This window comes from Microcoleus sp. B9-D4 (assembly GCF_036705105.1).
Taxonomy (GTDB): Bacteria; Cyanobacteriota; Cyanobacteriia; order Cyanobacteriales; family Microcoleaceae; genus Microcoleus.
Genome location: NZ_JAUBTS010000002.1, coordinates 214,229 through 241,183, shown reverse-complemented (window position 1 = coordinate 241,183; position 26,955 = coordinate 214,229). Strand labels below are relative to the sequence as shown.

General features: G+C 46.0%; 25 protein-coding genes, 1 tRNA gene and 1 pseudogene. 16 read left to right on the top strand and 11 right to left on the bottom strand.

Features of this window, described 5'->3' with window-relative positions; genetic code table 11:
- The 4 genes from QUB24_RS02440 to QUB24_RS02425 all read left to right on the top strand — a co-directional run.
- A partial coding sequence (locus QUB24_RS02440; protein WP_333150276.1) for a hypothetical protein occupies positions 1 to 191 on the top strand: 191 nt, incomplete at its 5' end.
- A 133-nt stretch (positions 192 to 324) separates the two neighbouring features.
- Positions 325 to 3,306: a DUF5906 domain-containing protein gene (locus tag QUB24_RS02435; protein ID WP_333150273.1), complete on the top strand. Its 2,982-nt coding sequence runs from the start codon at positions 325 to 327 to the stop codon at positions 3,304 to 3,306.
- A 146-nt stretch (positions 3,307 to 3,452) separates the two neighbouring features.
- Positions 3,453 to 3,776 carry a hypothetical protein gene (locus QUB24_RS02430; RefSeq protein ID WP_333150271.1) on the top strand — a complete coding sequence of 108 codons (324 nt, stop codon included), beginning with the start codon at positions 3,453 to 3,455 and terminating at the stop codon, positions 3,774 to 3,776.
- A complete protein-coding gene (locus QUB24_RS02425) occupies positions 3,769 to 4,086 on the top strand; it encodes a flagellar alpha dynein (protein WP_333150270.1) in 318 nt (105 codons plus the stop codon). The genes QUB24_RS02430 and QUB24_RS02425 overlap by 8 nt, the downstream gene beginning before the upstream one ends.
- A gap of 83 nt (positions 4,087 to 4,169) precedes the next feature.
- Here QUB24_RS02425 and QUB24_RS02420 read toward each other — a convergent pair.
- Positions 4,170 to 4,243: transfer RNA gene (locus QUB24_RS02420), tRNA-Arg, on the bottom strand.
- A gap of 66 nt (positions 4,244 to 4,309) precedes the next feature.
- On the opposite strand from QUB24_RS02420, the gene QUB24_RS02415 reads away from it, so the two are divergent.
- The 4 genes from QUB24_RS02415 (at position 4,310) to QUB24_RS02400 (ending at position 8,636) form a co-directional block, all read left to right on the top strand.
- Positions 4,310 to 4,477, top strand: a complete 168-nt coding sequence (locus QUB24_RS02415; protein WP_333150268.1) for a hypothetical protein — start codon at positions 4,310 to 4,312, stop codon at positions 4,475 to 4,477.
- Between the two features lie 705 nt (positions 4,478 to 5,182).
- Positions 5,183 to 5,857: an Npun_F0813 family protein gene (locus QUB24_RS02410; RefSeq protein ID WP_333055855.1), complete on the top strand. Its 675-nt coding sequence runs from the start codon at positions 5,183 to 5,185 to the stop codon at positions 5,855 to 5,857.
- Between the two features lie 558 nt (positions 5,858 to 6,415).
- Positions 6,416 to 7,483 (top strand): hypothetical protein, encoded by a 1,068-nt coding sequence (locus QUB24_RS02405; RefSeq protein WP_333150266.1) that lies wholly within the window; start codon positions 6,416 to 6,418, stop codon positions 7,481 to 7,483.
- A gap of 154 nt (positions 7,484 to 7,637) precedes the next feature.
- Complete coding sequence (locus QUB24_RS02400) at positions 7,638 to 8,636, top strand: hypothetical protein (RefSeq protein WP_333150264.1); 999 nt, start codon at positions 7,638 to 7,640, stop codon at positions 8,634 to 8,636.
- Positions 8,637 to 8,649: 13 nt separating this feature from the next.
- Here the strand turns inward: QUB24_RS02400 and QUB24_RS02395 are convergent, their stop codons facing one another.
- The gene (locus QUB24_RS02395) at positions 8,650 to 8,925 is read right to left on the bottom strand and encodes a LapA family protein (RefSeq protein WP_333055858.1); all 276 of its coding nucleotides are present in this window, start codon (positions 8,923 to 8,925) and stop codon (positions 8,650 to 8,652) included.
- A 370-nt stretch (positions 8,926 to 9,295) separates the two neighbouring features.
- Positions 9,296 to 10,786, bottom strand: coding sequence for a phosphoglucomutase/phosphomannomutase family protein (locus tag QUB24_RS02390; protein ID WP_445300375.1), 1,491 nt, complete (start codon positions 10,784 to 10,786; stop codon positions 9,296 to 9,298).
- 181 nt (positions 10,787 to 10,967) lie between these two features.
- Between QUB24_RS02390 and QUB24_RS02385 the strand changes: the two genes are divergently transcribed.
- Both QUB24_RS02385 and QUB24_RS02380 read left to right on the top strand, forming a co-directional pair.
- Complete coding sequence (locus tag QUB24_RS02385) at positions 10,968 to 11,153, top strand: hypothetical protein (protein WP_333150261.1); 186 nt, start codon at positions 10,968 to 10,970, stop codon at positions 11,151 to 11,153.
- 459 nt (positions 11,154 to 11,612) lie between these two features.
- A complete protein-coding gene (locus tag QUB24_RS02380) occupies positions 11,613 to 12,707 on the top strand; it encodes a hypothetical protein (protein ID WP_333150259.1) in 1,095 nt (364 codons plus the stop codon).
- 83 nt (positions 12,708 to 12,790) lie between these two features.
- Here the strand turns inward: QUB24_RS02380 and QUB24_RS02375 are convergent, their stop codons facing one another.
- The 3 genes and pseudogenes from QUB24_RS02375 to QUB24_RS02365 all read right to left on the bottom strand — a co-directional run bounded on the left by QUB24_RS02375 (position 12,791) and on the right by QUB24_RS02365 (position 13,677).
- A complete protein-coding gene (locus QUB24_RS02375; protein ID WP_333150256.1) occupies positions 12,791 to 13,183 on the bottom strand; it encodes a DUF423 domain-containing protein in 393 nt (130 codons plus the stop codon).
- A gap of 44 nt (positions 13,184 to 13,227) precedes the next feature.
- Positions 13,228 to 13,455, bottom strand: a complete 228-nt coding sequence (locus QUB24_RS02370) for a type II toxin-antitoxin system HicB family antitoxin (protein WP_333150255.1) — start codon at positions 13,453 to 13,455, stop codon at positions 13,228 to 13,230.
- Positions 13,456 to 13,499: 44 nt separating this feature from the next.
- Positions 13,500 to 13,677 (bottom strand): annotated as a pseudogene (locus QUB24_RS02365) (type II toxin-antitoxin system HicA family toxin).
- 479 nt (positions 13,678 to 14,156) lie between these two features.
- Between QUB24_RS02365 and QUB24_RS02360 the strand changes: the two are divergent.
- From QUB24_RS02360 to QUB24_RS02350, 3 genes are read left to right on the top strand one after another with little or no spacing between them, the layout of a single operon-like run.
- A complete protein-coding gene (locus tag QUB24_RS02360) occupies positions 14,157 to 14,477 on the top strand; it encodes a DUF433 domain-containing protein (RefSeq protein WP_333150254.1) in 321 nt (106 codons plus the stop codon).
- Positions 14,461 to 14,796: a DUF5615 family PIN-like protein gene (locus tag QUB24_RS02355; protein WP_333150252.1), complete on the top strand. Its 336-nt coding sequence runs from the start codon at positions 14,461 to 14,463 to the stop codon at positions 14,794 to 14,796. Before QUB24_RS02360 ends, QUB24_RS02355 begins: the two co-directional genes overlap by 17 nt.
- Positions 14,780 to 14,944 (top strand): hypothetical protein, encoded by a 165-nt coding sequence (locus QUB24_RS02350; protein ID WP_333150251.1) that lies wholly within the window; start codon positions 14,780 to 14,782, stop codon positions 14,942 to 14,944. Before QUB24_RS02355 ends, QUB24_RS02350 begins: the two co-directional genes overlap by 17 nt.
- 220 nt (positions 14,945 to 15,164) lie before the next feature.
- On the opposite strand, the gene QUB24_RS02345 is transcribed toward QUB24_RS02350, so the two are convergent.
- From QUB24_RS02345 to QUB24_RS02335, 3 genes are all read right to left on the bottom strand, one after another.
- Positions 15,165 to 17,843, bottom strand: coding sequence for a hypothetical protein (locus tag QUB24_RS02345; RefSeq protein WP_333150249.1), 2,679 nt, complete (start codon positions 17,841 to 17,843; stop codon positions 15,165 to 15,167).
- Positions 17,844 to 17,938: 95 nt separating this feature from the next.
- Positions 17,939 to 19,375: a CAP domain-containing protein gene (locus QUB24_RS02340; RefSeq protein ID WP_333150247.1), complete on the bottom strand. Its 1,437-nt coding sequence runs from the start codon at positions 19,373 to 19,375 to the stop codon at positions 17,939 to 17,941.
- Positions 19,376 to 19,803: 428 nt separating this feature from the next.
- A complete protein-coding gene (locus QUB24_RS02335) occupies positions 19,804 to 20,121 on the bottom strand; it encodes a hypothetical protein (protein WP_333150244.1) in 318 nt (105 codons plus the stop codon).
- Between the two features lie 434 nt (positions 20,122 to 20,555).
- Here QUB24_RS02335 and QUB24_RS02330 point away from each other — a divergent pair, with 434 nt between their 5' ends.
- Positions 20,556 to 22,844, top strand: a complete 2,289-nt coding sequence (locus tag QUB24_RS02330; protein WP_333150242.1) for a tetratricopeptide repeat protein — start codon at positions 20,556 to 20,558, stop codon at positions 22,842 to 22,844.
- Between the two features lie 254 nt (positions 22,845 to 23,098).
- On the opposite strand, the gene bchM is transcribed toward QUB24_RS02330, so the two are convergent.
- Positions 23,099 to 23,785, bottom strand: a complete 687-nt coding sequence (gene bchM / locus QUB24_RS02325; RefSeq protein ID WP_333150240.1) for a magnesium protoporphyrin IX methyltransferase — start codon at positions 23,783 to 23,785, stop codon at positions 23,099 to 23,101.
- 318 nt (positions 23,786 to 24,103) lie between these two features.
- Here bchM and QUB24_RS02320 point away from each other — a divergent pair, with 318 nt between their 5' ends.
- Entirely contained in the window at positions 24,104 to 24,835 is a 732-nt protein-coding gene (locus QUB24_RS02320) for a DUF4058 family protein (protein WP_333150238.1), read from the top strand.
- A 74-nt stretch (positions 24,836 to 24,909) separates the two neighbouring features.
- Here QUB24_RS02320 and nagA read toward each other — a convergent pair whose 3' ends face one another.
- The gene (gene nagA, locus QUB24_RS02315; RefSeq protein WP_333150236.1) at positions 24,910 to 26,139 is read right to left on the bottom strand and encodes an N-acetylglucosamine-6-phosphate deacetylase; all 1,230 of its coding nucleotides are present in this window, start codon (positions 26,137 to 26,139) and stop codon (positions 24,910 to 24,912) included.
- A 234-nt stretch (positions 26,140 to 26,373) separates the two neighbouring features.
- Between nagA and purE the strand changes: the two genes are divergently transcribed.
- Positions 26,374 to 26,895, top strand: a complete 522-nt coding sequence (purE, locus tag QUB24_RS02310; protein ID WP_333150234.1) for a 5-(carboxyamino)imidazole ribonucleotide mutase — start codon at positions 26,374 to 26,376, stop codon at positions 26,893 to 26,895.
- The last annotated feature ends 60 nt before the right edge of the window (positions 26,896 to 26,955 follow it).

Below are 26,955 nucleotides of genomic sequence, written 5' to 3'. Positions count from 1 at the left end.
GGATTCTGCTGTGGGATGAATTTTTTAGTCCTGCAATACTTTTGCTGCTTTGTCTAGCATCAACGCTAGACAACAATTTAGTGCCTGAGCGGCGGGACTTTACCTTTGAAGAGATAAAGCAAAGTCTCCTAGACCGACATTGGCCGCCACAGAGACAGCGTTGTGATTTCGTAGCTGCGTCCGCTTACTAAAGTTTGCGGAGCGGTTCCACCTGTCTAGCTCTAAATTTTCAAACTGTAAACGCCAAAAAACCGCTGCCAGCAATTGGAACCTGATGTCAGCGGTCTTTGGTAATCACGCTTGCCCAGGTGGCAAGCAACAATAATGAACACATCATATCCCACCGGGTCAGATTCTGCATTCAATTCTCCTGACGACTCTGCTCCATCAAAAACGGGTTCATTCGACATCCGCAACCATCTTGACAAACTAGAACCCGGCACAGCTAAGAATTTCTACACTTGCCCCATCTGTCAAGGGCGCAGGTTAGGGGTCAAGCCAAAAACTGGTGCGTTTCAATGCTGGACTAACGGCTGTTCGACTGCCGACATTCGGGAAGCTATCCGACCCCTGTCTGAATTTTTAGCAGAGTGCGAGGAAGAAAAGCTCAAGCAACAGGAACTCAAGGAACAGGTAAGTAAACCACAGGTAAGGAAACCGAAATCAAAGAAGGAATACATACCTGCACCCATTCCGATCGGGGCGAAACTTTTAAGACTAACCGCGCCGGGACAACCGCCCCGACCTGAGCGGCCAAAATATTTCCCCCAAGGTGTGCCGAGCAACGCCGCACAAATTACCTACACCTACAGCAACAATCAAAAGGTTTTGCGGTTTGAATGGGACGCAAATAACTCAAAAGGACGCGACAAAACGTGCCACCAAGTTCACATCGACCCTAACGGCAAAGAAATTTGGACTAAGGGCGATGCTCGCTGGCCTGCCTATCGGATTGAGGAAGTTGTTGAACTTTTAGAGGCTGTACCTGACGACGAACCCATCATTATTCTGATGCTTGAGGGGGAAGACAACGTAGAACGTGCGAGGGGTATCGCCCTTGCAGGACTAACTCTGCAAGGTTCTAGCTGGAGTCATCCTGAAATTCAGATAATGCTCGAAACTCTGCAAGCGACAGGCAAAAACGTTGTGGTCGGAGTAATTCGTGACAACGATGACGCGGGCATTAAGAAAGGTCAAGCAGTCTGGCTAGTTGCGCGTCACATTCAGTTCCCTTGTACGGTTATTGACCCGCGTGTCATCTGCCCAAACATCCCAGAGGCGGGAGACATCCGAGAAATCTTGGAAGCCATAGATAGTGAGGAATTCATTCGGCGGGTAGAGGAAGCAGTCAATAACGTTGCAGCGGAATCAATTACTCCTATTTCTCTAACTTCTCACCCGCGCACGCGAGAAGAAGTAGTATGCCAGAAGTATGACAGTAGTAAAAATGACTACATCCCAGACACTGCACCGACTCCAGAGCAAAACTTTGTACAGAAGGCAGAGGCTGCACTTTACTCAGACGGTCACTGGAAAGCTATTGGAGGTCAGCTTTATCGCTATGTCGGCAGTCACTACGAATTGCGATCGGAATCCGAGGAAAAGCGCCGTATAGGTGGCTGGCTCAATACCTACGCGGAGAAGGTAAAGGGTGTTTGGGTCAACAACCGAGCCAGGTCTAGCAACGGAACTGAGGTTCTGAAGTGGGTTATCGATCAGAACTGGGTTGACCCAAACAAAATAAATCCTGACGGTTTGAACTGCTCTAACGGGGTAGTGAAAATTAACCCTGATGGTTCTCACTCGTTTGTGCCACATGACCCTAACCAGGTCTATACCTATGTTGGCTGCAAGTATGACCCTGACATTGACCCGACGGATTGCGATCGTCTTCTGGAATGCTTGGATGTGTCGCAGCGTGAGGTATTTTTGCGGACTGCTGCTGCTGCGTTGAATTTGAAGCTTGTCCGCTCCAAGCTGACGGGACGGGGCGTTAAAGGTTTGCTGTGCCACGGCGAGGGGTCTAACGGTAAAGATACATTGCGGGCTGTGTTGTCCGCTGTCTTTGGGCGGGGGATGACCGGGAAGTCGCTGTCAGACTTCAAATCCTATGACAATGGCCGCAAGTTCTCTCTGGCAGGAATTGAAGGAAGTATTTGTAATTGGGCTTCCGAGAATACTGCAAACGTAAACCTCGACACCATCCAGAGCCTTAAGCAGTTAATTACAGGTGACATTCTTGATATTGAACGCAAGGGCAAGGATGGTTATGAGTACAAGCCTGCGGCCGTCTTTTTCGCCAACTGCAACAAACTACCGTCCATCACCGGGGGGACGGCTGCAATTGATGACCGCTATGGCATCCTGAGTTTTAAGAAAACTTACAAGCACAATGCTGACCCGTCTCAGGGTGAATTGGAAGCTGACCCGCGCTTTAAGGATGATGAGAACTTCATCCTTGAACGGATTGCACCGGCGATGCTTAACAAGATGTTGGAGCGGTTGCCGCTGTTGTTGAAAGAGGGGATTGACTACAAGGCAACCCGTGAGGCGATGCGGGAAGCTCAGGAGGGAAGTCGGCACTTGTGGCAGTTTGCCCGCGAGGTTGGTTTGGAGGTTCAGTCTGGGGGCCGTGTTTGGGTTAAAGACTTGTGGCAACAGTTACAAGACTGGTATGAGGATGCAGGCATTCTAGAGAGAGACACTAGCGGCACCAAGGAGAAGTTGATTTGGAATGAACTTCCTAGTAAGTATGACGCTCCTGTAAAAGCTATAAACCAGTTGGGGTCAAGGTTTAGCGAGATTTTCCCTAAACTCCAAGTGTGTCGCTATTGCGAACGAGATGACATGGAGCGGAGGAACCAAAGATATCTGCTTGGAATTGGATTTGTGCAAACTTCCACAAAAACTGTGGAGCCATTGGAGCCAGTAGACAGAGCAAGGGATACTGTGGAGCCAACTGTGGAGCCAAACAATACTGGCTCCACAGTTGGCTACCCAAAAACCCTTACACAGAGCGCTGGCTCCAATGGCTCCACAATTTCCTCACCTTTGAGTCAAGTCTGCAACTTACTCCCTCAACTTACCGATGACGAGCGGCGGAAGTTGGTTGAACTGCTAACCCAGCCCAAGACTGTAAAAGCCAAGAAAGGCCTCCGAGTCCGTTACGCCGGGACAAAGTACGCTGAACAGTTAGCGGGTCTAGAGTTGGTAGTGGATGAAATCAATAAATACGGCGAGATTACTTGCGTAAAGCCCGACGGAAGTTTTACCACATGGCTTGACCCAAAGGAGTTGAGCACATAGCTGGCTAGGAACAATTACTGACTGACGGCTCAATCCCATCCCCCTTAACTGGGGGATTTTTGTGTCTACAAGTTTTGTAGACAATATGTTGACACTGTAGACAGTCATCAGTTATTGTAGACAGATACTGTATACAGGTGTCTACAATGAGTCAAAGTCAAGTTGTATCGTTCAGGGCTTCCGGTCACTTCCTAAACTGGATAGAAGCTCAGAGACTAGAGGGTGAGTCAGTAAGTCAAGCTGCACAACGCATTCTCAGGGAAGTATCAGGCACGTCTACAGCGCTGTCTACACCAAGTGACGCTAACGTGCTGTCTACAATGTCTACAAATTTGTCTACACGAAACAATGATAGCGTCGTGTCTACAGACATTGTAGACATTGTAGACAAAGCTGTTAGTTCAAGTCTTGACCCTGTGATGGAGCGGATGGCCGCCATTGAGGAACGGCTGGGAAAATTGAGTGCCTGAGTGGGCAACGATGAATCACGAGCGGCAGGAATTGAAAGCGGCCAACAATCAACTTGCAGAATGGGACAAAGAGCTCAATCAGTTACACGAGCGCAACGGCGATTTGGGGCTGAAGGTTCAGATGTTGGAGCAAGAGCTCAAGGAAGCACGGCGCGATCGGGAGGAAAGTAAAAACTCGGCTCCGACCGTCGCAGATTTTCCAGAGCCGGCCGACTTGCTCAACCAGTTAAAAACGCGGCGTAAAAAGTCGAGGGCAGACTTGGCTGATATGGAGGCAGTTTTGGACATACTCAGCTACTTAGAAGAGTAGGACTGAGCTAAAGATGAGCGGAAAACCAGACTCTTAGTAGCTTAGTCAACCTGAAACCCTTGCTACGCAAAAGGATTATCTAACGGGTACGGCAGGAATTGAACCTGCGGCTCGCTGCTTAGAAGGCAGCTACTCTATCCAACTGAGTTACGCACCCAACTCAAAAATTCCTAACAACATTATTGTATAGGTGCAGTGTGCGATCGAGCAAGTAAATTATGTGATGAGTTACGCAGAAACCGCTTTGATCTACAAAAATATGGCGTGCAGCGTGATCGTTCGGGAAAAAACCAAGATGATGAGAGTGCCTGTGCCTCCAAGACTGTATCTGACAAAAGCTGGAGGGACTCACCTGCAAACAGCACAATTGTCAATTTACAATCAAAACTAGGTAGGACGTGAACTCGGGTAAAGTATTTAGAGGTCGAGGTGAAACCCAACTATTTGGTCGATCGGATATCTCCCCAAATTAAGACGGAACTCAGACAGCACAAGAGTCACAGGTGCTTTTTCCCAGATGTCTATTGGTTATGTTAACATCCCGTAGTGGCAAAGCCTAAAACGCTGACCGCATTACCGAAAAACCAGAGATCGTCCCCTGATTTGAGGTATGAGTTGAGCCCGAATGACTAATTTGCTGATATTGAGTTATGTTGGCTAACATTCTGCTCGACTTGATATTTGATAAAAATGTGGTAGAACTAGGATTGAAAGACTCAGGTGAAAATCCCTGATGGTACGGAGCCTCTATGTAAGCTTCCTCTACGGCATCAAAGCAAAACAGTCAATCGCCTGCTCGGCACGAGCGCGAAAATCAAGCGTTGCCAGTACAGCAGTCGTAAATTGTGCGCGGGGGATTTTCCTTCGTGCATTGATTTATACGCCAAGGCTGAGAGACAATCTCAGCTTAGATAATTGTTAACATTTGTTAGCAAAAAAGTATCGGAACGCTTGAGAAGAGAACCATCTCTGGGTGATCGGGAGCAATCCTGCTAATTTAAGTGGACTCGCTGAATCAAGAATCCCCTCGCCTCTAGGCATCGGGAGTGTCAAAAGCACAGCACCTCGGCCATGACAGGAGTCAAATCGCAGTGTCATGTTTATTCTGAAACGGCAGGATGTTGAAATAACCAATTTTCAACACCCAAAACGGGATCAACAAATTCCCATTCTCAATTATCAGGGGCAGACTTTTCGCCTGATCAGCGCCTTCAACGGCAAACAAGCAGAAGACGCCAGAGCCTTGTGGCGGGACTTAACCGACAACCGAGGCAAAGCCTGTGTTCTGCTAGAAGAGCCGGATAGATATAGCGTCTGGGGAAAAGTCCGTTTAGATCAGCTTGCCGGTGAAGAACCGGCCGGGAATGAAGCAGCCAAAGCACCACTGTTCGCGCAGGCTTGTCTGCTGCTCCTCCAAGCTGTTTACTTCGATGTAGAAGACCTCTTAGGCGCAAGGCAAGCCACATCGTTTCAGAAAGATATCGCCAAGGTATTTCAGCAGGGAAACTTCCCCCAGGCAGACTCCCCTGATGCGATAAAAAACTGGCTAACGGTTAGTCCTTTGCAAAATCACAAGGTGCCTCCTTGGCAAGAGCAGCATCTCAAGACCTTATTGCAAGAACTTCACCGTTTGGGTAAATCATATTTTGGCAATACGGACTTCGCTGAGGGAGTTAGCGATGTGCTGCAAGATATGCCAGCACCGGATCGGACTCAGTTTCTAGATTGGCTGAAACAATCAGCCCTCAACAAGTTGTGGATCGCAGGATAGAAAATCTGTGACAATTGCTCAGACAATTGGGTCGAGATAATTGAGCTTAGATAATTGCACTGTAGGGGGTACGTGATATACAGGTTGGATGGCCAACTTGTATTGACCAACCAAATTGTTGATTCGGTTTGGATGCCACCTATGGTGTGGCAATTTAACTAAGTTTCTATCCCAGTCCCCACCGACAATCATTGATATAAGTGGGGAAGTGTGAAAGCAAAAAACAGATACCTCAACATTTGAGGGTAGAATTTCCGAGAGAGATTGGGTACTGTAAAAGCCTTAAGGGTGGAGACATATACCGTATTTCTGTCATTATATTTCCGGGTACACGATCGACTAACGACTAATTCCTTGAATTAGTAAATAGATATTATTCTTGTTTAGTCTTTCTAGAGTGTACGAGGGCAAAAGCCCCGACGACACACTGAGGACGCCAGTTATCCCGGAAGCGTCAGATCAAGGTTTTTTAAGGTTTTTTGGCGAAAGAATCCTCATTTCCAATCAAAGATTGAGATGGGGTGCGTTCAACCGCTAGTTAGGTCTCGTGGAATCCCTATGAGTAGCACTTCAGAAAAGTCATCTACATCTTCATCTTTACTGTCAGCTCAGACCCTAGTGATTGTGGGCATTGTCTGGGCTGTCATGGCGCTGCTGTTCTTTTTGCTGTTCAGCGTCCCCCTCTCAGCAGAAGAGGGTTTACCTCTGTGGTACTCGATCGGCACTTATATTTTTGAATGCGGGGCATACCTGGGAGCTGCATTAGTTTGTTTTAGAAACTGGCAAAGCCCACACATGGTCAGCGGGCGCAACGTCTGGCTGGGCATTGGTCTGGGGATGCTGTTCTATTTTATCGGCGGTGTGCTATTTGGCATTTGGGAACTGTATTTCGAGGCAGACCCGGACGTGTCCCCCGCAGATGCCTTTTATCTGGGCAGCTATGTGGTACTGATTGGGGGCATGGTGATCGCTGTGACTTCCAAACGGCTGAATCTAGAAATTTGGCAGTGGGCTTTGTTAGCGGGAATTGCAGCCTTCGGGATTGCTGTAGCTATCTGGGTTGCTGCACCTGAGTCTTGGAGGCTACAGCTAGGAATGTCTCCAGCAGCCACCCAGGAAGTAGTGACAGGCTCTGCGCCAGCGCCTGCGGCAAAAGGGCCTGGTTTAGAAAATTCGTCCAACTCAATTGTAAAAGGAACAGCCGCGACTGCTGCTAAATCCGCACCCGAAGAAGAAGAAGAAGAAGAAGCAGCAGAACCAAGTAAAACTCCCGCATGGGTAATAGCACTTGACAAGCAACTCTCGCCTTACGCCTATGCAATCAATTTGTTTTACATCGTTGGAGACGTTTTTCTGCTGATTATTGCTACTGCATTGCTGCTGGCGTTTTGGGGAGGACGTTTTTCCCAATCTTGGAGGATGATTGCGGCTGCAACTTTTTCGCTTTACATCGCAGATATGTACTTTAAATGGCGCGATACTCAGGCTGAGGGTAGTTATCAAAGTGGCAGTTTGCTGGAAGTCTTTTTTGTTTTCAGCGCCATCCTGTTCGGAATAGGAGCTATCTTGGAACATGACATCTCAACCCGTTCTCGCCAGAGCAGGCGCAGTCGTCGCGCAGCGTAGCGATTTGAGATTGGGGTTGCTTCGGCAAGCGATGGGGACGCGAAAGCTTTTTTGCCCTTGTCGGCATCTCTGAGCTTGAAATCGAAAATCAAAAATCACAGTTCGCTGACTGCTAGCCTGCGTCTTTTCACGTCTTTTTGCTGGAAAACTTGGCATGACGCCTACAAAACTATCCGATTCAGACAAACGCGAACTCATCAGGCTGTACCGACAGTCCAACGAGAATACTATCACTCTGGCAAAGCGCTACGGAGTGAGCAGTTCGACTGTAAGGCGCATCCTTCAGGGTGCTTTGTCGGAGCCGGAATACGAATTTCTAGTCCAGCAAAAACAAAAGCGTTTGTCCGATCGCAGCAGTGTTTCTGAACCGACAGAGGCGACTACTGAGTCGTCGGGAGATGGCGAAATCGATCCTGTAGGTGTCCCCCTGTCGGAGTCAGTCCCTGTCCTGCCGTCAGCCTCAAATTCGAGACCGACGATCCGAAAGCGTTCTGAATCAGTCCCTGAACCAGTTGCAGAATTGGATGTTTCTGATGTGCCAGATGCCCCAGCAGCCACTCTTGCCGATCAAAGCCACCGCGCTGTTGTGACTGGTGAACTAAAGGCTATGCTGCCAGCATCCGGGCTGCTGGCAGGTGAAGATTTTAGCGATTTCGAGGAAGATGACGAGGATGAGGATGAGGATGAGGATGAGGATGAGGATGATGAAGACGATTTAGATGACGACTTCGACGAAGATGTAGACGATGAAGACTCTCTGTTTGAAGGCAGCCTGCTGGGTTCAATATCGTCGGGCGAGTCGATCCTCTTCGAGGGCTTCGCTAACGAGCTTCGGGGTACAGGGCTGATTGAAGTTTTGCCTTTAAGCGAAGCATCTCTGCCCAAAATTTGTTATTTGGTGGTCGATCGGGCGGCAGAGTTAATCACCAGGCCTCTAAAAGCTTTTGGCGAACTGGGTCAAATTCCGGCGGCGGAAATTCGCGAGAAAACCCTGGCAGTGTTTGACAATCACCGAGTGGCCCGCCGATTTGCTACTCGCAATCAAAGGGTATTCAAGATTCCTGACAGCAGTATGCTGCAAAAAGCAGCGCCTTATTTGCGAGCTAAGGGAATTACTCGGTTGCTGATTGACGGTCAGGTATATTCCCTGTAAGGGATCAATATATTTAATATTGTACGGTGTCAGATTCTTCTGGAGTGGCCGGAAATTTAGGACGCGAGTTTTGGGAATCTGAAAGGTTCCACAGCGGTTGCAGTAGCGCACCTCCGATCAGTCCTGCACTCAGGCTCATTGCCAATACTACTCCTACGGGCATTTGTATCGATTGAAAAAAGATAAAGTTTAAGGATACTGGGGCGGCATTTTGCACTGAAATAATCCCGATCGCGCTTACTAAAATTGCTACTAAAAAACTAATGGCGAGCAGAGGAATTGTTTTCATAAACGGGTTGACAGGCTAGTAATTTAACTTGTATACTTGTTTTATCATCGAAATCTGTGTAAAAATTTTATTTTTGCAAATACCCCATTATTTAATAATATACAATTATATCGGGATAAAAGTCAAGTAGATTCGGAAAAGATTTATGAATTTTTTAAATTAATTAAAAATTTAACAAACATAAATAAATTTACACTTCCCAAACTTTAACAAATCCCAGTGTATTGCAAATATATAACTGGCCCAGCAGTATCGATGATTAATGTTCAGAGGCTTTGCAAAAGTTATCAAAAATACGTAAGGTGCGCTTCGGCGCACCTCACAATCCCAAGCGCTAGGGGAAAAACCCCCCGTTAGAATAGGTAGAAACTTAAACAGGTTCTAATTGGGAAATTACCTTTTCCATGTGTTTGGCAACTTGGCTTTCTTTTTCCACAGAATTGGTTTCCATGTAAACGCGCATCAAGGGTTCGGTTCCCGAAGGCCGCAGCAGTACCCAGCCACCGTCTTCAAGATAAAGTTTAATCCCGTCTTTGCGGCCGATTTCCTTAACGCCGATACCTGCTACTTCTGTGGGGGGATTCTTGGTAAAAGAGTCCAAAACGGCTGCTTTGTGGGCTTCTTCGAGGTGCAAGTCCAAACGTTTGTTGTACAGGGGGCCGTCGGCTTCTTTAATGGCTTCTTCTACTAGCTGAGAAAGGGGTTTGCCTTCATAGGCGATCGCCTCAGCAACTAGCATATCAGCCAAAATCCCGTCTTTTTCGGGAATGTGACCCAAAACGCTCAAACCGCCAGATTCTTCGCCACCGATGAGCACCGCAGTTTCCCGCATTTTTTCGCCAATGTATTTAAAACCGACTGCGGTTTCGTAGATTGTTAAACCGTACTTGGCTGCCAAATTGTCCAGCAAGTGGGTAGTTGCGACTGTACGGACGATCGCCCCAGTCAATCCTTTATTCTTAACCAAGTGACGTGCCAGCAGCAACAGTACAGTATTTGGAGTCAAGACATTTCCCAACTCGTCAACAATACCAAACCGATCGCTGTCGCCATCGGTAGCCAAACCCAAATCCGCCGAATCCTTCTTAACAGCTTCCACCAACTCAACTAACTGTTCCCCCTTGGGTTCGGGCATTCCGCCCCCAAACAGCACGTCGCGGTAGGTGTGAAAACTTTCGACATCGCAGCCGCAGTGTTCCAAAACGGCGTCGAGATAGCCACGAGAAGTCGAGTAGAGAGCGTCGTACTTCACCTTCAACTTAGCAGAGCGAATCCGCTCCACATCGATCAAAGTATAAAGAAACTTCAGATATTCGGGTTTCGGGTCAAAAGTGGAAATTTTATCGTTGTGGCTGCCTTTGGCTGGGGCATCAGAAGCACCAGCAATATTTGCCACAATTGTATCGGTAATTTCTGGGGTTGCCGGGCCCGCGTAGTCGGGGATGTATTTGATGCCGCAGTAAGGTGCGGGATTGTGCGAAGCAGTGAACATCAGGGCTCCTGCCGAGTTGAGATGCTTGGCGCTGTAGGCGATGACTGGTGTGGGGCAATCTCGATCGACCACTTTCACCGTCCATCCCAAATCTGCCAATACTTCCGCCGAGGTGCGGGCGAACTCGTCTGCCAGAAAGCGGGTATCGTAGGAGACTAGAACTGGGCGGTCTTTGGTGTAAGCGGTTTCTAGGTAACTGGCGATCGCACGGGTGACTTTTCGCACGTTGGCAAAAGTAAAGTCATGGGCAATCAGTCCCCGCCACCCATCGGTTCCGAACTTAATTTCTGTTGAATTGCTGCTAGCGCTCATTTTTTCCACTTCCTCTCGTCCTACTAATCCTACCCGAAGGCATAGCCTTAAAGACATACCGACCGTGCTGTTTGTGAGGAGCGATCGCCCGTGGGGCCTAATAAGCCTAATCCTATCGTTGTAGGGACAGGCTTTCGCCTCCGGCAGAGGACTCGATCCCGCCGGATTTGGCAAAATGTGCCCGCTACCGGGCGAGTCACTCGCTAATTCTGGTTTTGAAGGGTAGGTGATCGATCGAATGGACGACGATCAATTGCGGGCGATTCCCTACGGGATAGCTTCGCTTCACGGGGAAGCTAAAAAACTGATCGCAAAAAACGGCCCTGGCAATGGCATTAACGAAATGCACATAAATCTCATCCTAATCTCAAATTTAATTTTTTATTTAGAAAAGCCGATTATTAAATTTGTTAGGGTTTACTAACACTCGCCAGACTCACAATACATTTCTAATTTAGCTATATAAATCAATTAACCAAAGTCATCGCTAGATCGTGCCGTAGCCTAGCTTCTTTAAGAAATTAGGGCGATCGACCAAAGCGCTCCAAAACCAACATCAAGTATTTCAAGCAGCAGTTTTTTTGAGGCAGACTTGACTTTAATTATCCGATTTTAAGACAAATTAAATTTATTTGCAGCCCTCTTTATAGGTCAAAAAAATCACTTAGGATCGCGATCACAGGGTGATGGTGATCGATCGCACAATAAATAACGTTATTAACGTGCAACTTATAAAAGATGCAGGCAGTCGAGCCAAATGGCTTATAGCTTTAAGCGTAATGGCTGATGACTGTCAGCGTACAAATGCAGAAAATTGTAGTTAACAACTTTAAAAATTAGGGGAATCGATCGAGTGCGACTTTATAAAAAAACGAGGTTTATCATGACGGGTATTTCACAAATATCTTCAAAGTCTTTACCAGCAGCCGACCAAATTCAACAGGGCACAAGTCAGGCGTCCCAAGGTATTACCGAACCCGACACTGACCAACTCCCAAAAGCTCAAGGTGTCAGCGTTTCTTCCTTCGCAGTTAGCTGGGCAAAAAAATATTACAGTACAGTTGCGGCACGAGAGAACCAAGCGCCACGCCAAATTCTCCCAAGCCTCGATTTAACTAATTTTGAGGGAAATAGAGCCCAAATAGTTGACAAATTGACAGATACCCTGAAATTAGCCAGCGAGATAGCTTGGAGTAGGGTAGAAGCTCTTTTAGGGAAACAAATAGAGCGACACGGGATCGATCCAAGTTTAATTAATTCTTTAGAAATTGCCGCCGATTCTCGCACCTTATATCGGAAAGCAATAGACGCTTATGCGGATAGAGAACCTGTTTTCCGCTTGTCAGTGCTGGTGGGAAAAGATATTATCAAAGTGAGGCGAAAATACTCAGAGACAGATCCGTTAGTGCTGGGATTTGTGACAATGCAGTTTCAATACACTAGCAAAATATTGTTAGGATGTCTTTCGGAGTCAGAGCGATCGGAATTTGCACCCTACTTAAGAATTGTAGACGACTACCTGCACATTCCCTACGGAGAGATTAACGAGGCTGCGGCGAATCAGCCCCCGAATTCAAGAGCTCTATTAGCCGTTCAGCATTTGTTGCAGCACACGACTCAGATTGCTAGTGCAGTGTACGATCGAGCTAGTGCCCAGCATCAAGGATACCGCAGCAGCAGCGGGTATTTGAGCGATCGCGAGGTAAAAATTTCTGGTATCCGGGATGTCGAGATTTTTCAAAGCTATTTGTGCTGGTGCGTTTTGGAAGGTAGCATTCACCCGGTACAACAAGAATTGTTTCCAATTTGCGTGATGTTGTACCCCAAACTTCATGTAAGTTGGGAGTTAGTGCAGGATATGCTGCTGATTTTATTTTGGGAAATATGCGATCGGCTTCCTGCTGAAGATTTAACGGTATTTGTACCTTACTTGCGTACTTTGACTGAGATGTTTTCCAGCGATGTGTTTGAAAATTAGGTAATTGGGAATTGGGAATTGGGAATTGGGAATTGGGAATTGGGAATTGGGAATTGGAAATTGTCTCAACATTTACCAATTGCCTATTTAAAACTAAAAGCTGCCACTGCCAAACATCCCCAACCGGCAATAAAAGCAACTCCCCCCAGTGGCGTAATTGCACCCAGCCATTTGATGTCGCTCAAACTCAGGGCGTACAAACTGCCTGAAAAGATGATTGTGCCGGCAATAAAAGCCCATCCAGCCACTGCAAAAAAGGTTTGAGACTCTTGGGCGCGGCTCAAGAGTAAAGCGACGAGTAATAGAGCCAGGGCATGGTACATTTGATATCGGGCGCCGGTCTCAAAAATGGTTAAAGCTCGATCGCTCAATTGATTTTTCAAAGCGTGGGAGGCGAAAGCACCGCCTGCAACGGATAAACCTCCGAAGAGGGCCGCGGTTGCTATGAAAATGCGGATTAGGATTAGTGATGACATATTTTAATGTGGATTGGAGAAGGGATCTCGCTTCAAACCTCTGTTCAAGCAAATAGAAGGTTTTCTGCTATGGTTTTAGGTTTTGGGAGAGATTTACCGTCTACCTGATATTCTTTAACTAAAAGCTCTAAAACCTCTACTGCATTCTTCAAAGCTTCTTCGTAGGTATCTCCGTGAGTGTGGAACTGCTGGGATGGAAAATCAGGTAAGTGAACTAGGTAGCAGTTATCTTCATCAGACCATTGAATAACAATTATATAAGGTAATTTCATAATTCAGATTCCTCTTCTTCAATTGCGTTCAATATTCCTAGCTTTCAGTTAACTTCTTTCTCTAAATACAGTTTCGCATCATCGCCGTCATTTCCAGCGATGGTAATTGGTTCATGATAGTAGTAAAGGATGAACCCATCTGGTATGACTGCCTTTTGCCGAACGATAAGTGAACCCAGCTTTTAGCCGCCGGCTTTTGAGTTCTCGAATCTTTTTGGGCATAAGCAGACATTAAAATTGTGGCAAGGGGACGGGAAAACTTTAATTATATTCCAGAAAGTAGCGGTTGTCAAAATTTGTAATCCGAGATAGATTCTGCCTTGTTCTACAGTAATCCTTTCGTTATGCCAGTGTTTAGGGCAAGATAAATAAAGACGATCGCCCTTGCCATCAGAAAGGATATGGCACTTTTTCCCCACAGATAAAAGTGGAGGGATGAAGGGCTCTCGCACCTCGCAAAAGACAAGCGAGATACCCACAATATCTGTAGGGTCTCTCGCATTCCCCACGACAATCTTTGATGCGATCGATAACTCAATTTGGGCAATGCAACGCCTGAGCCTGAACGACAATACCAAAACCTTTGATATCGCTTGACATCCGAGTTTGTTTCATGTAAAATAAGTATCTAATTCTCTGATTTTTGACTGGTAAAATCTACTTATCAGATGAACTAACAAAACTGACTCAGAGGCTAATTTATGGTAAGCATAATTTCTGAACATATTACAATTAATCCCGGTTTTTGCGGTGGGCAACCTTGCATTACTGGACATCGGATTAAGGTACAAGATGTGGTAATTTGGCATGAGGAAATGGGAATGTCACCAGAGGAGATTATTTACCATTATCCTTCAATTACTCTAGCTGATGTTTATGCAGCTTTGACTTATTATCACGATCATCGTGAAGAAATTAGGACACAAATTAGAGAAGATGAAACCTTTGTTCGGGGGTTGCAAGCCCAAAATCCTTCTATCCTTCAGCAAAAATTAAAAAGCCTAAATGTCAAGAACTCTTAACTTTCATTTGGATGAAAATGTAAGTAATGCTATTGCGATTGGCCTGCGAAGGTATGGGATTAATGTGACGACTACAACTGAAGCAGGCTTATTGGGAAAGCCTGATGAACTTCATGTAGAATTTGCGATGGCCGAAGGGAGAGTAATTTTTACTCAAGATGCAGATTTTTTAAGGATAAATGAAGCTGGATTACCTCATAATGGGATTATTTACTGTCATAAAAATAGTCGCTCTATTGGAGAATTTTTGAGAAGTTTGGTAATGATTTGGGAGTATCTTGAGTTGGACGATCTGACAGGGCGTGTGGAGTTTATTTAAGACTAACGATCGCCCTTCCCATCCAGAAAGGCGATCGCCCCTCCCCAAAAAAGCGATCGCTCTTTTTTTACCGCAGATAAACGTGGAGGGAAGAAGAGCGATCGCGCTCACTTGCTCGATGGGGCGATCGCGAATTTGTCCGACTTGATTGTTCATATCCCTGAATCGACAGTCAGAAGATGAAGCGGTAGCAGAAGATGAAGCAGCGTTTGATAATAAAGAGTTCAAGTTCCTTTGGAGTTATTACCGTTAGTTAGAGAGTTAATCGCTAAACATTATGCCAGTGTTTAAGACAAGATAAATAAAGGCGATCGCCCTTTTTTGGTAAGGGCGATCGCCTCGATCGCAAACCTATCTGATGATTAGATTTAGAGAATGATGAAATTCGCTGCCGTCAGGGAATTATTATCGTAAACGATCGTAATAACATTCCCCGAATTAGAGCCGAGAGTGATTTGAGCAAAGCGTTTACCGGGATCGGGATTGCCATTGACATCGTTTACTGTGCCGTTGAAGAAGTTTCCAGGTGCGCTTAAAACAGTAGCTCCGTCCTTAAATCCATAGCTAGCGGCCAACTGTATTTTGTCATCAGCTACCGTAAAATCCCCTATCCCATCTTTACCGCTTGCGACATCAAAAATAAACATATCGCTGCCAGGGCCTCCTGTCAGGGCATCCTCGCCAAGACCACCAATCAGCGTATCATTGCCACCGCCGCCGTTAAGTACATCGTTACCAGCACCTCCAATCAAGGTATCATTGCCAGCTACACCGTTGATGATGTCGTTACCCCCTAAACCGTTGAGAGTATCACCCAAATCTGTACCAAGGACTTTATTATCTCCCTCAGTTGCAGTGGTTGGCGTTGAATCTTGAACGGTAAATCCTTGGAATTTGTAACCAACATCTGCAAGCAATGCTAAATCAACTTTAGTGGGGATATAGGTTGCACCACCGCCATCACCAAGAAGAGATGGCAAACCACCTTTACTAACAATACTAGCTGGATGTCCCAAGTCGGCTCTAAGAGGAATAGGATTGCCTGCATTAGCAGATCTGGCATTGGAACCGTCAAAAGAGGCTCCAACTGTTCTTGCACGGAAAGCTGGTGAAAGACCAATCCCTAAAGCGTGTGCTATCTCATGGACAGCAGTAATAAACAAGCTGGCATCATTGCCTTGTTCGCTCGGAGTAGCACTCAAGTCGAAAATGTTTGGCTCGACGCTATACGAGAGGTTAGAAGCAAATGACATGGTGCTTGCATAGGGTTCATAATTCACCCCATTGATCCGATCAGATAAAACATAGGAAAAATTCGTTGCATCTTGATAACCAGCACCCTCGCCTTGTGTTTCTCCAACAGAGCCACTTAAAGGTCGAGCACCCACAAATATCGCAAGATCGTCAATGTCCTGATTTAAAACAACCTTATCTTTTTGTCCAGTTTGAGGATTTTTAATCCAGAACTCGGTGCCGGCAGGAACATTGGGAAATTCATCTTGGATAACGGCTTCCCAGTAGTCTGCTGCTGCTTCTAAAGTAGCTTTGCGGTTGGGGCCATTGATGGGGTCACTGAAGAATCCATTGGTATCAAACCGATAGTCAAATGTGATGTTGAAAGTGCTTACCTGAGACGGAGCACTAGCACGATTTTGAGCTTTGCCGACAGTTTGGTAATGTTCCCAAGCTGTTTTTGTTTGCCCAGTCAAAATTGCGTTAGCAGCATCGTAATTATTGACAAGGTAGAACTTTTCATCGAAGGATGCGGGCTGTGGTGTCGGAGTCGTAGCCGGAGTTGGTGTTGTCACCGGAGTCGGAGTCGTAACAGGAGTCGGAGTCGTAATCGGAGTCGGAGTTGTCACCGGAGTCGGAGTTGTCACCGGAGTCGGAGTTGTCACCGGAGTCGGAGTTGTCACCGGAGTCGGAGTCGTAACCGGAGTCGGAGTTGTCACCGGAGTCGGAGTCGTAACCGGAGTCGGAGTCGTAACCGGAGTCGGAGTCGTAACCGGAGTCGGAGTCGTCACCGGAGTCGGAGTTGTCACCGGAGTTGGCGTTGTAACCGGAGTCGGAGTCGTCACCGGAGTCGGAGTCGTCACCGGAGTCGGAGTTGTCACCGGAGTCGGAGTCGTCACCGGAGTTGGCGTTGTAACAGGAGTCGGCGTTGTAACAGGAGTCGGTGTGGTAGCCGGAGTTGGCGTTGTAACAGGAGTTGGTGTCGTAACCGGAGTCGGTGTTGTAACAGGAGTTGGTGTCGTAACCGGAGTCGGAGTTGTAACCGGAGTCGGAGTTGTCACCGGAGTCGCTGTTGTCACCGGTGTTGGTGTTGGGGCTGGTGTTGGGGCTGGTGTTGGTGTTGGGGCTGGTGTTGGTGTTGGGGCTGGTGTTGGGGCTGGTGTTGGGGCTGGTGTTGGGGCTGGTGTTGGTGTTGGTGTCGGCGCTGGTGTTGGTGTCGGACTAGCTGCAAACGTGCTACTGGCAACATTCAGCAAAACCGCGATCGCCCGATTGCTACTTTTATCTATCATCACTGTATCGGAACTACTAGCACCATTAGCACCCGTACCCGCACTAAAAGCGAAGTTATCAAAATTCAAAATGCCATTGTCGCTAGCAATGCGATCGCCTCCATTTTGATAATCGGTAATGTAATCAATGTTGTCATCATCTAGCAGTAGGAAAAATGTGTCATTGCCACTGCCACCTGTTAAAGTATCGATACCCCGATCGCCGTGCAAACTATCATTGCCGCTACCGCCGACAATTGAATCATTGCCTTGACCGCCGCACAAGCAATCATCTCCATCTCCTCCGATCACAGTATCTTCATCTTTGTCGCCGCGAAGGGAATCATTGCCACCTCCGCCCTCAATTTCATCATTTCCTTTGCCACCATATACAACTTCAGCATCAGAAGAACCCCTGACAGTATCATTGCCTTTGCGAGTTAGCAATCCTCCAGGCACTTCCTGAAGTTGTCCGGCTTCGAGTGCAACATTGTCGGCTGTATCTTCTCCGACTAAATAAATCCCTTGTCGTTTGATAGTCATAATTTTCCTACCTATTGGTTTGCAAAATAAACGGAGTGGAGAAATGGCGATCGCCTATTTTTAGCAATGGCGATTCCTGGTTCAACTAGAGCGCATCAGGCAACATTGAACGACCAGGTATAGTTCTGACCGCTCGATGTAATTGAAGCTGTATAATTTCCAGGCATTAATGGGTTACGGGGTATCATTACAATTGCATCGCGTGAATCCAATATACTGCGTGCCAATTGTTGAGCAGATGGATCGGGATTGCTGTAGGTTGTTTCATCAAAAACACCGTGTTCTATGGGTATGTTTCCCTGCGTTAATGAGTGAGAAGTGACTCGAGGCGTGACGTTTCCAGAACCCAGTTGCAAATAAATAGGTAAGCCCGCTGGAGCCGTGTATCCTGGAAAGCTTGTCAAGGGATCGGGATATTCACTGTCAAATTGCCTTAACGGAACTGTCTTGCCATTTGCAGGCCACATAACAGGATATTGAGGGGAAGAATTAGAATTAATTCCTCGAATAACATCCAACGTTGCCCCTGCTTCTATGCTCCCACCTGCTTCGCGATAACTACCGTAAGCAACTTGCGTTAGTTTGGGGTTGATAATTCCTAATCCATGAAAAGGTGCGGTCATCCATCCATCAATAAAATCGACATCTTGTACCTGAGTTGTTGACCAAGCAAACACATTGCCACTTTGACCTGCTTCAGATCCTGCTGGCGTGTACCAAGGGTTATTACGGTCTTGATAATGAGTTAGTTGATCGTTTTTAGCCACATAACGTGAGTGTTCTATTTCCCCTTGTGTCCATGCAGGATTGTTAGTCACAGGCGGTAAGTTGGCTAGGCTACGTAAGTAATTCACCCGATCGAGCCAGTTATCAGAGGTCGGAGGAGTCGGAGTCGGAGTCGGAGTCGGAATAGGAGTCGGAGTCGGAGTCGGAGTCGGAGTCGGAGTCGGAGTCGGAGTCGGAGTCGGAGTCGGAGTTGCTGTCACATTTCCACCGATAATTTTCGCTGAAACACTCCCAACATCGCCAGTAAAATTGGTCAACAATGCTAAGACTTTATCAAATGAAGAACCGCCATTGCTGCTAACATAAACTCCGACACTATTGCTATCATTGCGGGCAACTAAAAAGCGAGAACCAGTCAAATCATCTAACAGTTCGATAGAATCAGAAGCAGCATCAAAGTCGCGGATAATAGCTACCCCATTGCTGGTAAGACCAAAGGTATCACTTCCGCCGCCACCTATCAGCGTATCTGTGTCACCACCGCCGACTAAATAATCAGCTCCTTTACCACCAAACAGTTGATCTGCACCTAATCCACCTTCAATGTAGTCGCTATCCCGACCACCATAAATGACATCATTACCCGGATCGCCCAATAGATCATCATTTCCAGAACCGCCAACGATCAGATCGTCTCCCGCATCGCCCCATAGACTGTCATCACCCGCATAGCCATAAATTTCTACGGGCACAGAATCAGACCAAAAAAGTTGGTCATTTTGCGCTGTTCCATCTAAACGAGCCATATTTAACCTCCAATTTGTCAAGTCTATTTGTTTGCCAAAAATACAAAAGGCCGGAGAAGGGTCGATCGCACATAATGCGAAATCACCACTTCCCCAGCCCCGCGAATCTCTCATCCGTCTCGAACTAGGTTTTGTGTTTATTTAGAAGATTCAAACTTTAACGCTGGCAGCCCACTCAGCCGTACAGCGCAGATGCACTTTTGCTTGATCCACCTTAAATTGATAAACTACACCATCTTAGTGGATTTGTCAACATCCTACAGGGATAAATTAAACGTAATTAAACGTAATTAAACGTAAAACTCTCGCGTTATTAGATACCCCACTGCTTACAGAAGTCGGGTATCTGAACACTCTGTTTTTGTTAGGTGACTCTCTATTTCATTACCCAAGCCAGCTCGCCCGATTGCGAAATAGCTCGCTCGAATTTACTTCCTCGAACTCCACTTACTAACTTCTGCATCGTCAAGAAAGAACTTATAATAAGTCGAACCCTTGACAATTACCCGAATCACATTGTTCTTTTCCCTTTCACTTTCAATTGTTACCTTTCCGAACCCAGTTTCTTGCCAAGTTTCCTCCAGAATCTTCTCAACCTGGTCAAAAACTTGTTTAACAGTATGTCTTTGAACGTTGTGCGATGATGACATATTTGGTTCCACCTTCTGATTTAACTTAGCTTTGCGGTTGCTGTCGCCTGCTTTGTCAGCCCGATCGCCTGCTGCATTCTCTGATACAAACCTCATAGGTTCTGACTCCCTAAATTTGGGCCTCTATATAGATTTCGGAAATAGCTTTCTTTTTTTACGCATAGTCCCAGCTTTTGTAACAATCATTTACACGATCGCTCCCAGTGTTGCAGACGATGACGCATAGCATCGCACAACAATTAGCAGCGTTGCATCCGCACAATCTCCATCCGTCAGAAACTCCATACTTCTTACCCCCAAAATGGTGTTTGCAAAGATTTAATTATTGAATAACTTTTTAACCCGTAACTCAGTGTAAAATCAATAAACATTCAAAACTCACAATTGTGCAGTCACAGGCAGCAGTCACCAACTTCTGACATTTTGCTGCCCTACGCGATCGCACTTAGGAAATCCCACTTTTTCAAACATCCCAGGGGTTATCCCCCCTAAATATGCAGCGCGATCGTACTTCTATAGGAAAACCACCGATGAATCAAACAGAATTTATCATAATTTACAATAATTTAGGCAACAAATGCCGACAAGTTTTACAGCAAAAATTACTCGGAAAAACTGACCAACAAATTACCAAAATCCTCGAAATCAAATCTGAAGCAACAGTCCGCCAACATCTGAGTAAAGCTTATGAAACCTTTAGACTCAGCGACGATAACAAACGCGGCAAATGGTCAGACTTGCAGCCATTATTTTTTCAATTTATGCCCGAATTAATCCCGGCACAACCTGTAGAAACACAACCATTAAATTCTCGCTGGGTTGAACGAACTTCAGATATTACTAAACTTCAAAAATGGACATCAGAAAATTTCAAAATTTTGATAATAGTAGGAGAAGGTGGCATCGGCAAAACTACCTTAGCACAGCAATACCTAGCCAGTTGCCAATTTGAAAAAATATTAGATATGAAAATTGCATACACTCCCGAAGACTTGCGGAGTGCCGATTCATTTGTTCAGACTTGGCTGCAACAAGATTTTCAGGAAGATGCACCCAGAGATTTTAGCCTGAGTTTAACCTTACTAGAAAAGAAACTGCGTCAAAGCAAAGTTGCAATTTTCATAGATAACTTAGAGTCTGCCTTACGCAACGGTATGTTTCTACCTGAATACCGCAATTATGTAGAATTACTGCGGGTACTCAGCGATCCAAGAATCAAAGGAGTCACCCTGATTACCAGTAGAGAAAAATTAAAAGAACCAGACATCAGAGGCGTTCAAACTCACATTTTAAGAGGCTTGAGTCCAGAAGCATGGCAACAATATTTTGAATATCCCAAAACTTCTGAAGATTTACAAGCTGTGCAAGAAATGCACGCGCTTTATAAAGGCAATGCTCTGGCAATGGAGGTGCTGTACAATGATATTCAAAATAATTATGATGGAGATATTGCCGAAGCTTGGCAACAAAACCGCCAAGAATTACAGCAGCTAGATCCATTTTCGTTTCTTATCAACAATCAATTAAATCGCCTCAACGCTCACTCTCAGCAAGCTTACCGTTTGTTATGCCGTTTGGGAGCTTGTCGCTATCAAGAAATTGAATGGTTGCCAGATACTTGCATCAAGGCTTTGCTGTGGGATGTGACGCCAGCAGAACAACTGAAAGTAACGCGGCGCTTGTGTGACTATTCTTTGCTACAATTACATCGGGGCAAATACCGAATGCACCCAGCAATTCGGGCTGCGGGTTTGAATCAGTTACAGAATAGCAGCGAATGGGAACAAACTCAAAGGGCGATCGCACAACATTGGTTTTCTAGTGTAGAACATATTCAATCGCCTCAGCTAGGTTTGCAAGTTTTAGAAGCTTACTATCATTTCCGAGAAATTGAAGATTATGATTCAGCTTGGGATGTTTTGTGCCGCCCTGCTATACCTATTTTACCAGAAGAATTGTTTCTATATTTTTTATCCTGGGGATACATCAGCCAAACTTTAGAATTAGCAGAAAAATTGGTAAATCGAGTTTCTCCTAATCGGGAGGCAAGTCTATATCGCTGCATCGGCGACTGTCACGCCTATCTGCTAGCGGATGGTTTTGAAGTAGCTTTAGAATATCATCGCCAAGCTCAATTTGCTGCTAAGCGTGAAGGCGATAAATGGACAGAATTTAACTCATATAGTGATATGGGTTTGTGCTATATTGCTGCTGGTGAATATGAGTTAGGATTAGCTATTTATCAAGCTAAACTCGCTCTAGCTTTATCTCCAGTATCTCCTGCAATTCAATCTCGGCTCAATAGTTGCTATTGCGAAGTTGCTCTGTTACACTCTTATTTAGGACAAGCGAGTGAGGCGAAAGCGGCATTGAAAGAAGCGATAAGACACTTGCAACAACCTTTAGAAAGCGTTCCGCCTTGGCAAGCTTGCTGGGATTTGAATATGGCTGGTTTAGCTCAAAAACATATTGGTGAGTACGAACAAGCTAAGCAAACTTTAGAGCAAGTTGTGGCGATCGCGCAAAATTGTAACTTTACATCAGACATCGCCCGTGCCTGGTACATTTTAGGTGATGTTTTTCGAGAAAGTAATAATTTTTCAGCTTCTTTGAAATATCAAAACCAAGCTATTGAATTTTATACTAAAATTGGTGCTAAGTACGAATTAGGTATTAGCAATTATTACATCGGGCTGACTTACCGGGATTTGGGAAAATTAGAAATAGCTCAGAATCACTGGCAGCAAGCTATTAAAATATTTAATCAAATGAAAACGCCTAAACTGGTGAATAAAGTTCAAGCTTGTTTCAATATTTAAGGATTAATTGAATTAAATGGTTGGGTGGGGGCGGGTTTATCGCAATTATTGGTGGGTGGCAAAATCGAGCGGTGAACCCGCCCCTACAAATTTGTCCCCAATTTTACCATGTAGGGGCTGGTTCGCCAAAATTTTTGACACCCATCAACACATTATATAAACCCGCCCCCACCCCACCAACAAATTGTATAAACCCGCCCCACTACGCCAATAAACGATCTAAACTGACCTCAGAATTTGCAGAGATTTTTAACCTATTTCCGCACAGCTTCCAGCAAGCGAGAATAGTAAAAGCTAGTGCTAGTCATCGCTGTTCTGTTAATCACAAAACCATTGTTTTCTAGGATTTTGATAATATCAGCTTCGCGGTGCTGGTAAGCCCGGGTAGTTTTGCTCGGGCCGGGGAAAAGTTCGCCAACTTTCTTGAGCGCGGTAAGTGCTAAGGTTTTGGGGGCAAAACTGAGAATTAGTCGCGATTGGGCGATCGAACTTAGGTGAGCAATCATTTCCGCAGCCTTATCTTGAGGATAGTGGATCAGCACGTCCAAACAAATCACAGTGTGAAATTTGCCCGTTAAAGCTTCCAAATCTTGGGCGGCGAAGGAGATGTTATAGAGCTTGCCGGGAACGGCTGTCGATCGAGCGTAGGCTTCTGCTACCATCTTTTCAGAGATATCGCTAGCGCAAACAATCGCCCCAGCCTCAGCCAGAGGAATACTCAGAGATCCCACACCGCAGCCCGCATCGCAGACAGAAAGCCCCGGTAAATTGCCGTCAGCTTCTAGCCAGCCGAGCACTGTATCCACTGTTTGCTGGTGCCCGGTACGGATGTCTAGCTGCACTTTATTGACTTTGCCCTCGCCGTAAATTCGCTGCCAGCGATCGAATCCCGTCGAGTTAAAATACTGTCTAACTATAGTCTTGTCGTCTACCAAATTCATCGATCTGCCTGCTGCTGAGTTATTGCCAACGGTTAAATATTATAAAGCTGCAGTGACAGTTATTGTTGACCGAAAGTAATTTAGTCCGGGGCCCCCGGATTTATCAGTGGGCTAAGTTCTTCAATTTTAAATCTAAAATCTAAAATCTAAAATCTAAAATCGATTGACACTCCCCACCCAATTAAATTGAGTTAGATTTACTTATACGGGCGATCGCAACTCGAACAATCCCGAATTGACAAACTAATTCCATAAAAACCGAGTTCAGCCGATCGCACATTTGATCGATAATTTTAATCAGCCCTAACTTTAAAAAATATGGTGCTACAAGATCATTTCCGCCCGCCGCTGTCGGTTCGCCGTCACTGGCACGCCTTTCACAACGCCTGGGCGACTTACATTGCATCGGATTTGAATGCCAAATTACCCGCAAATTACTTTGCCGAGCCCAACGTGCAGTTTGGAATTGAAATTGATGTAGCAGCTTTTAAGGAACCTCTACCGGAGTTTGATTGTCCAGAGACGGTAATTCGTTTGCCAAGAGATTTCCCAAACAATTGGATGTCACCCCCAGCCCAAAGCGTGCCTTTTCTAACTGCGGCGGAAACCGTGCAAGTCAGTATTTTTAACACTGAAGCCGGCCCGGTATTAGCCGGTGCAATTGAATTAGTAAGTCCTGCCAACAAAGATCGTTCTACTCATCGCGGTGCTTTTGTTTCTAAGTGCGAGACGTATTTGCGCCAGGGAATTGGGTTGGTAATAGTTGATGTTGTGACGGGAAGGAAGGCAAATCTTCATAATGAATTGTTAGCCCGTCTGGCGGGAGGAAGCGCTTCGCCCTTCGACGCTGAACTCTATGCTACAGCTTATCGAGCGATCGAGCGATCCGGCAACCAATGCCTCGATATTTGGCAGGAAAAACTGGCTGTGGGCTGCGAGCTCCCTGTTTTACCGCTGTGGCTGCGGGGCGAGATTTGCTTGGCTGTGGAATTAAATAATATTTACGATCGAACTTGCCGAGAACACCGAATTGCTGTTAGCAGCGCTTAGCATAAGGAATCTTCCTCCTCACTACGAACTCTACTGCGCGAGAAACTAATGGCATGGAAACTAAATGGAACCACTTAAAACAACCGATGCCAAGCCAATTCTTTTGTCGGTTCATTTAAATGCCAGCGCAATAATTGAGTTGCCGAATTGCCGATAATTCCCGAAAGTCCGATCGCCCTTCTCGGAGATTCAGTTGCCAGGGCGATCGCACTTTCGGCCTCGCAAATCCCCCACTCCACCAAATTCTGAACTCCCGCCAACAGCGGCAGAGTTGTACCTGCCAAAGTAGCAGATTCCAGGGGCGAGTGGTAATCTAATCTTACCCAAGCTGTACCTTTTCTGACTTCAATTTGTCGGGAATCCCAAGGATAAACCCCGTCAGGCAAACCCAAAGGAGCCAAAGCATCGCTTACTAAAAAAACGCCTTTTTGATACCTACCAGCGCGTAGAAAAAAATCCATCATTGTCGGAGAAACGTGCTTCCCGTCAGCAATTAAACCGCATTTTACGCCCGGATAAACAATCGCCGCTCCCAACAAACCCGGTTCTCTGTGGTGCAAACTCGGCATCGCATTAAAAGCGTGAGTTACCATTGAAGCTCCCCGATCAAATGCTTGTTGGGCTTGCTCTGCCGTCGCTTGGGAGTGTCCGAGACTGACGGAAATTCCCAAACTTTGCAAATAGGAAATGACTTCGCCAGTGCTGTCTAACTCCGGCGCTAAAGTAATTATTTTGACAATATCGGCACAATCTCCTAAAACTTGCTTGACATTTTCTATAGTTAGGGGTAATAAAAACTCAACTGGGTGAGCTCCTCGCTTCTGGGGGTTGAGAAAAGGGCCTTCGAGGTGAACGCCGATAATTTCCGCTGTTTTGGCTTTATTGGTTGTGGCAACAGTAGTTTGTACAGTGCGGATATAATCAGCTATAGTCGAGAGCGATCGCCTAAACTTATCCACCGAAGTTGTCACCAAAGTCGGCAAAAAAGCATCCACTCCCTGATTCCACAAAAATTGACAAATTTTCGGCAAAATTTCAATATGCTCGTTTTCTAAATCGGGAAAAGCAAAACCGAGCGCCCCGTTAATCTGCAAGTCAACACCGCCTAGAGAAAGCCAATCGCCTCCTACATCAAGCACTTGCAGATCGGGAGGACAAATCCGTTTAAATACGGCGTCCATTGGCCAAACTTCTTGAATGATGCCCGTTTCGTCAACAGCAAGCATCTGCAAATCCTTGCAACCGGGGAGGCGAACATTCAGAATATCTGTGCGGGCGGCAGTTGGGGTTGTGGCTTCAGTCATCCGATTTTAGATTTTAGATTTTAGATTTTAGATTTAATATTCGCTACGGATAAATCCGGTTGCTGGCGATGAGGAGAGGGATCTTTTTGCTTTTTGCTGGCTCCAGGGCGGCTCAGACGGGGGCTTGTGGCAAAATTGCTTTTAAGGGTCAGTTTTGGTACAAAATATCTACATTTGAGTTAACGCAATCATTTAAAATTAGCATTTATCTGAAATCTCAAATCTGAAAATTTTATGAATCAAGCGACAGTGGGAATTATCATGGGTAGCGATTCGGATTTGCCAACCATGAAAGATGCGATCGCAGTTTGCGAAGAATTCAACGTTGCTTGCTCCGTGGCGATCGTCTCGGCGCACCGCACCCCCTCGCGCATGGTGGAATACGCCCAAACCGCTCACCAACGAGGCTTGAAAGTCATTATCGCAGGTGCCGGGGGAGCGGCGCACCTCCCCGGTATGGTAGCATCTTTAACGCCCTTGCCCGTAATTGGCGTGCCTGTACCAAGCCGCCACCTGCAAGGGGTAGATTCGCTGTACTCGATCGTGCAAATGCCAGCCGGGATACCCGTAGCAACAGTGGGGATCGGCAACGCTAAGAATGCTGGCTTGCTGGCAGTTCAGATACTGGCAGCTCATCAGCCAGAATTGCTAGAGCGAGTTTTGCATTACCGCAAAACTTTGTCCGAATCTGTACTGAAAAAACAAAATCAACTAGAAGAGCTAGGCTATCATAACTATCTCAATCTCAACAAATAATCCAATAAACTTTTGTAGTAAGATTGGAAAGTTTTCCGAATATTGCTGAGCTTAGTAGCC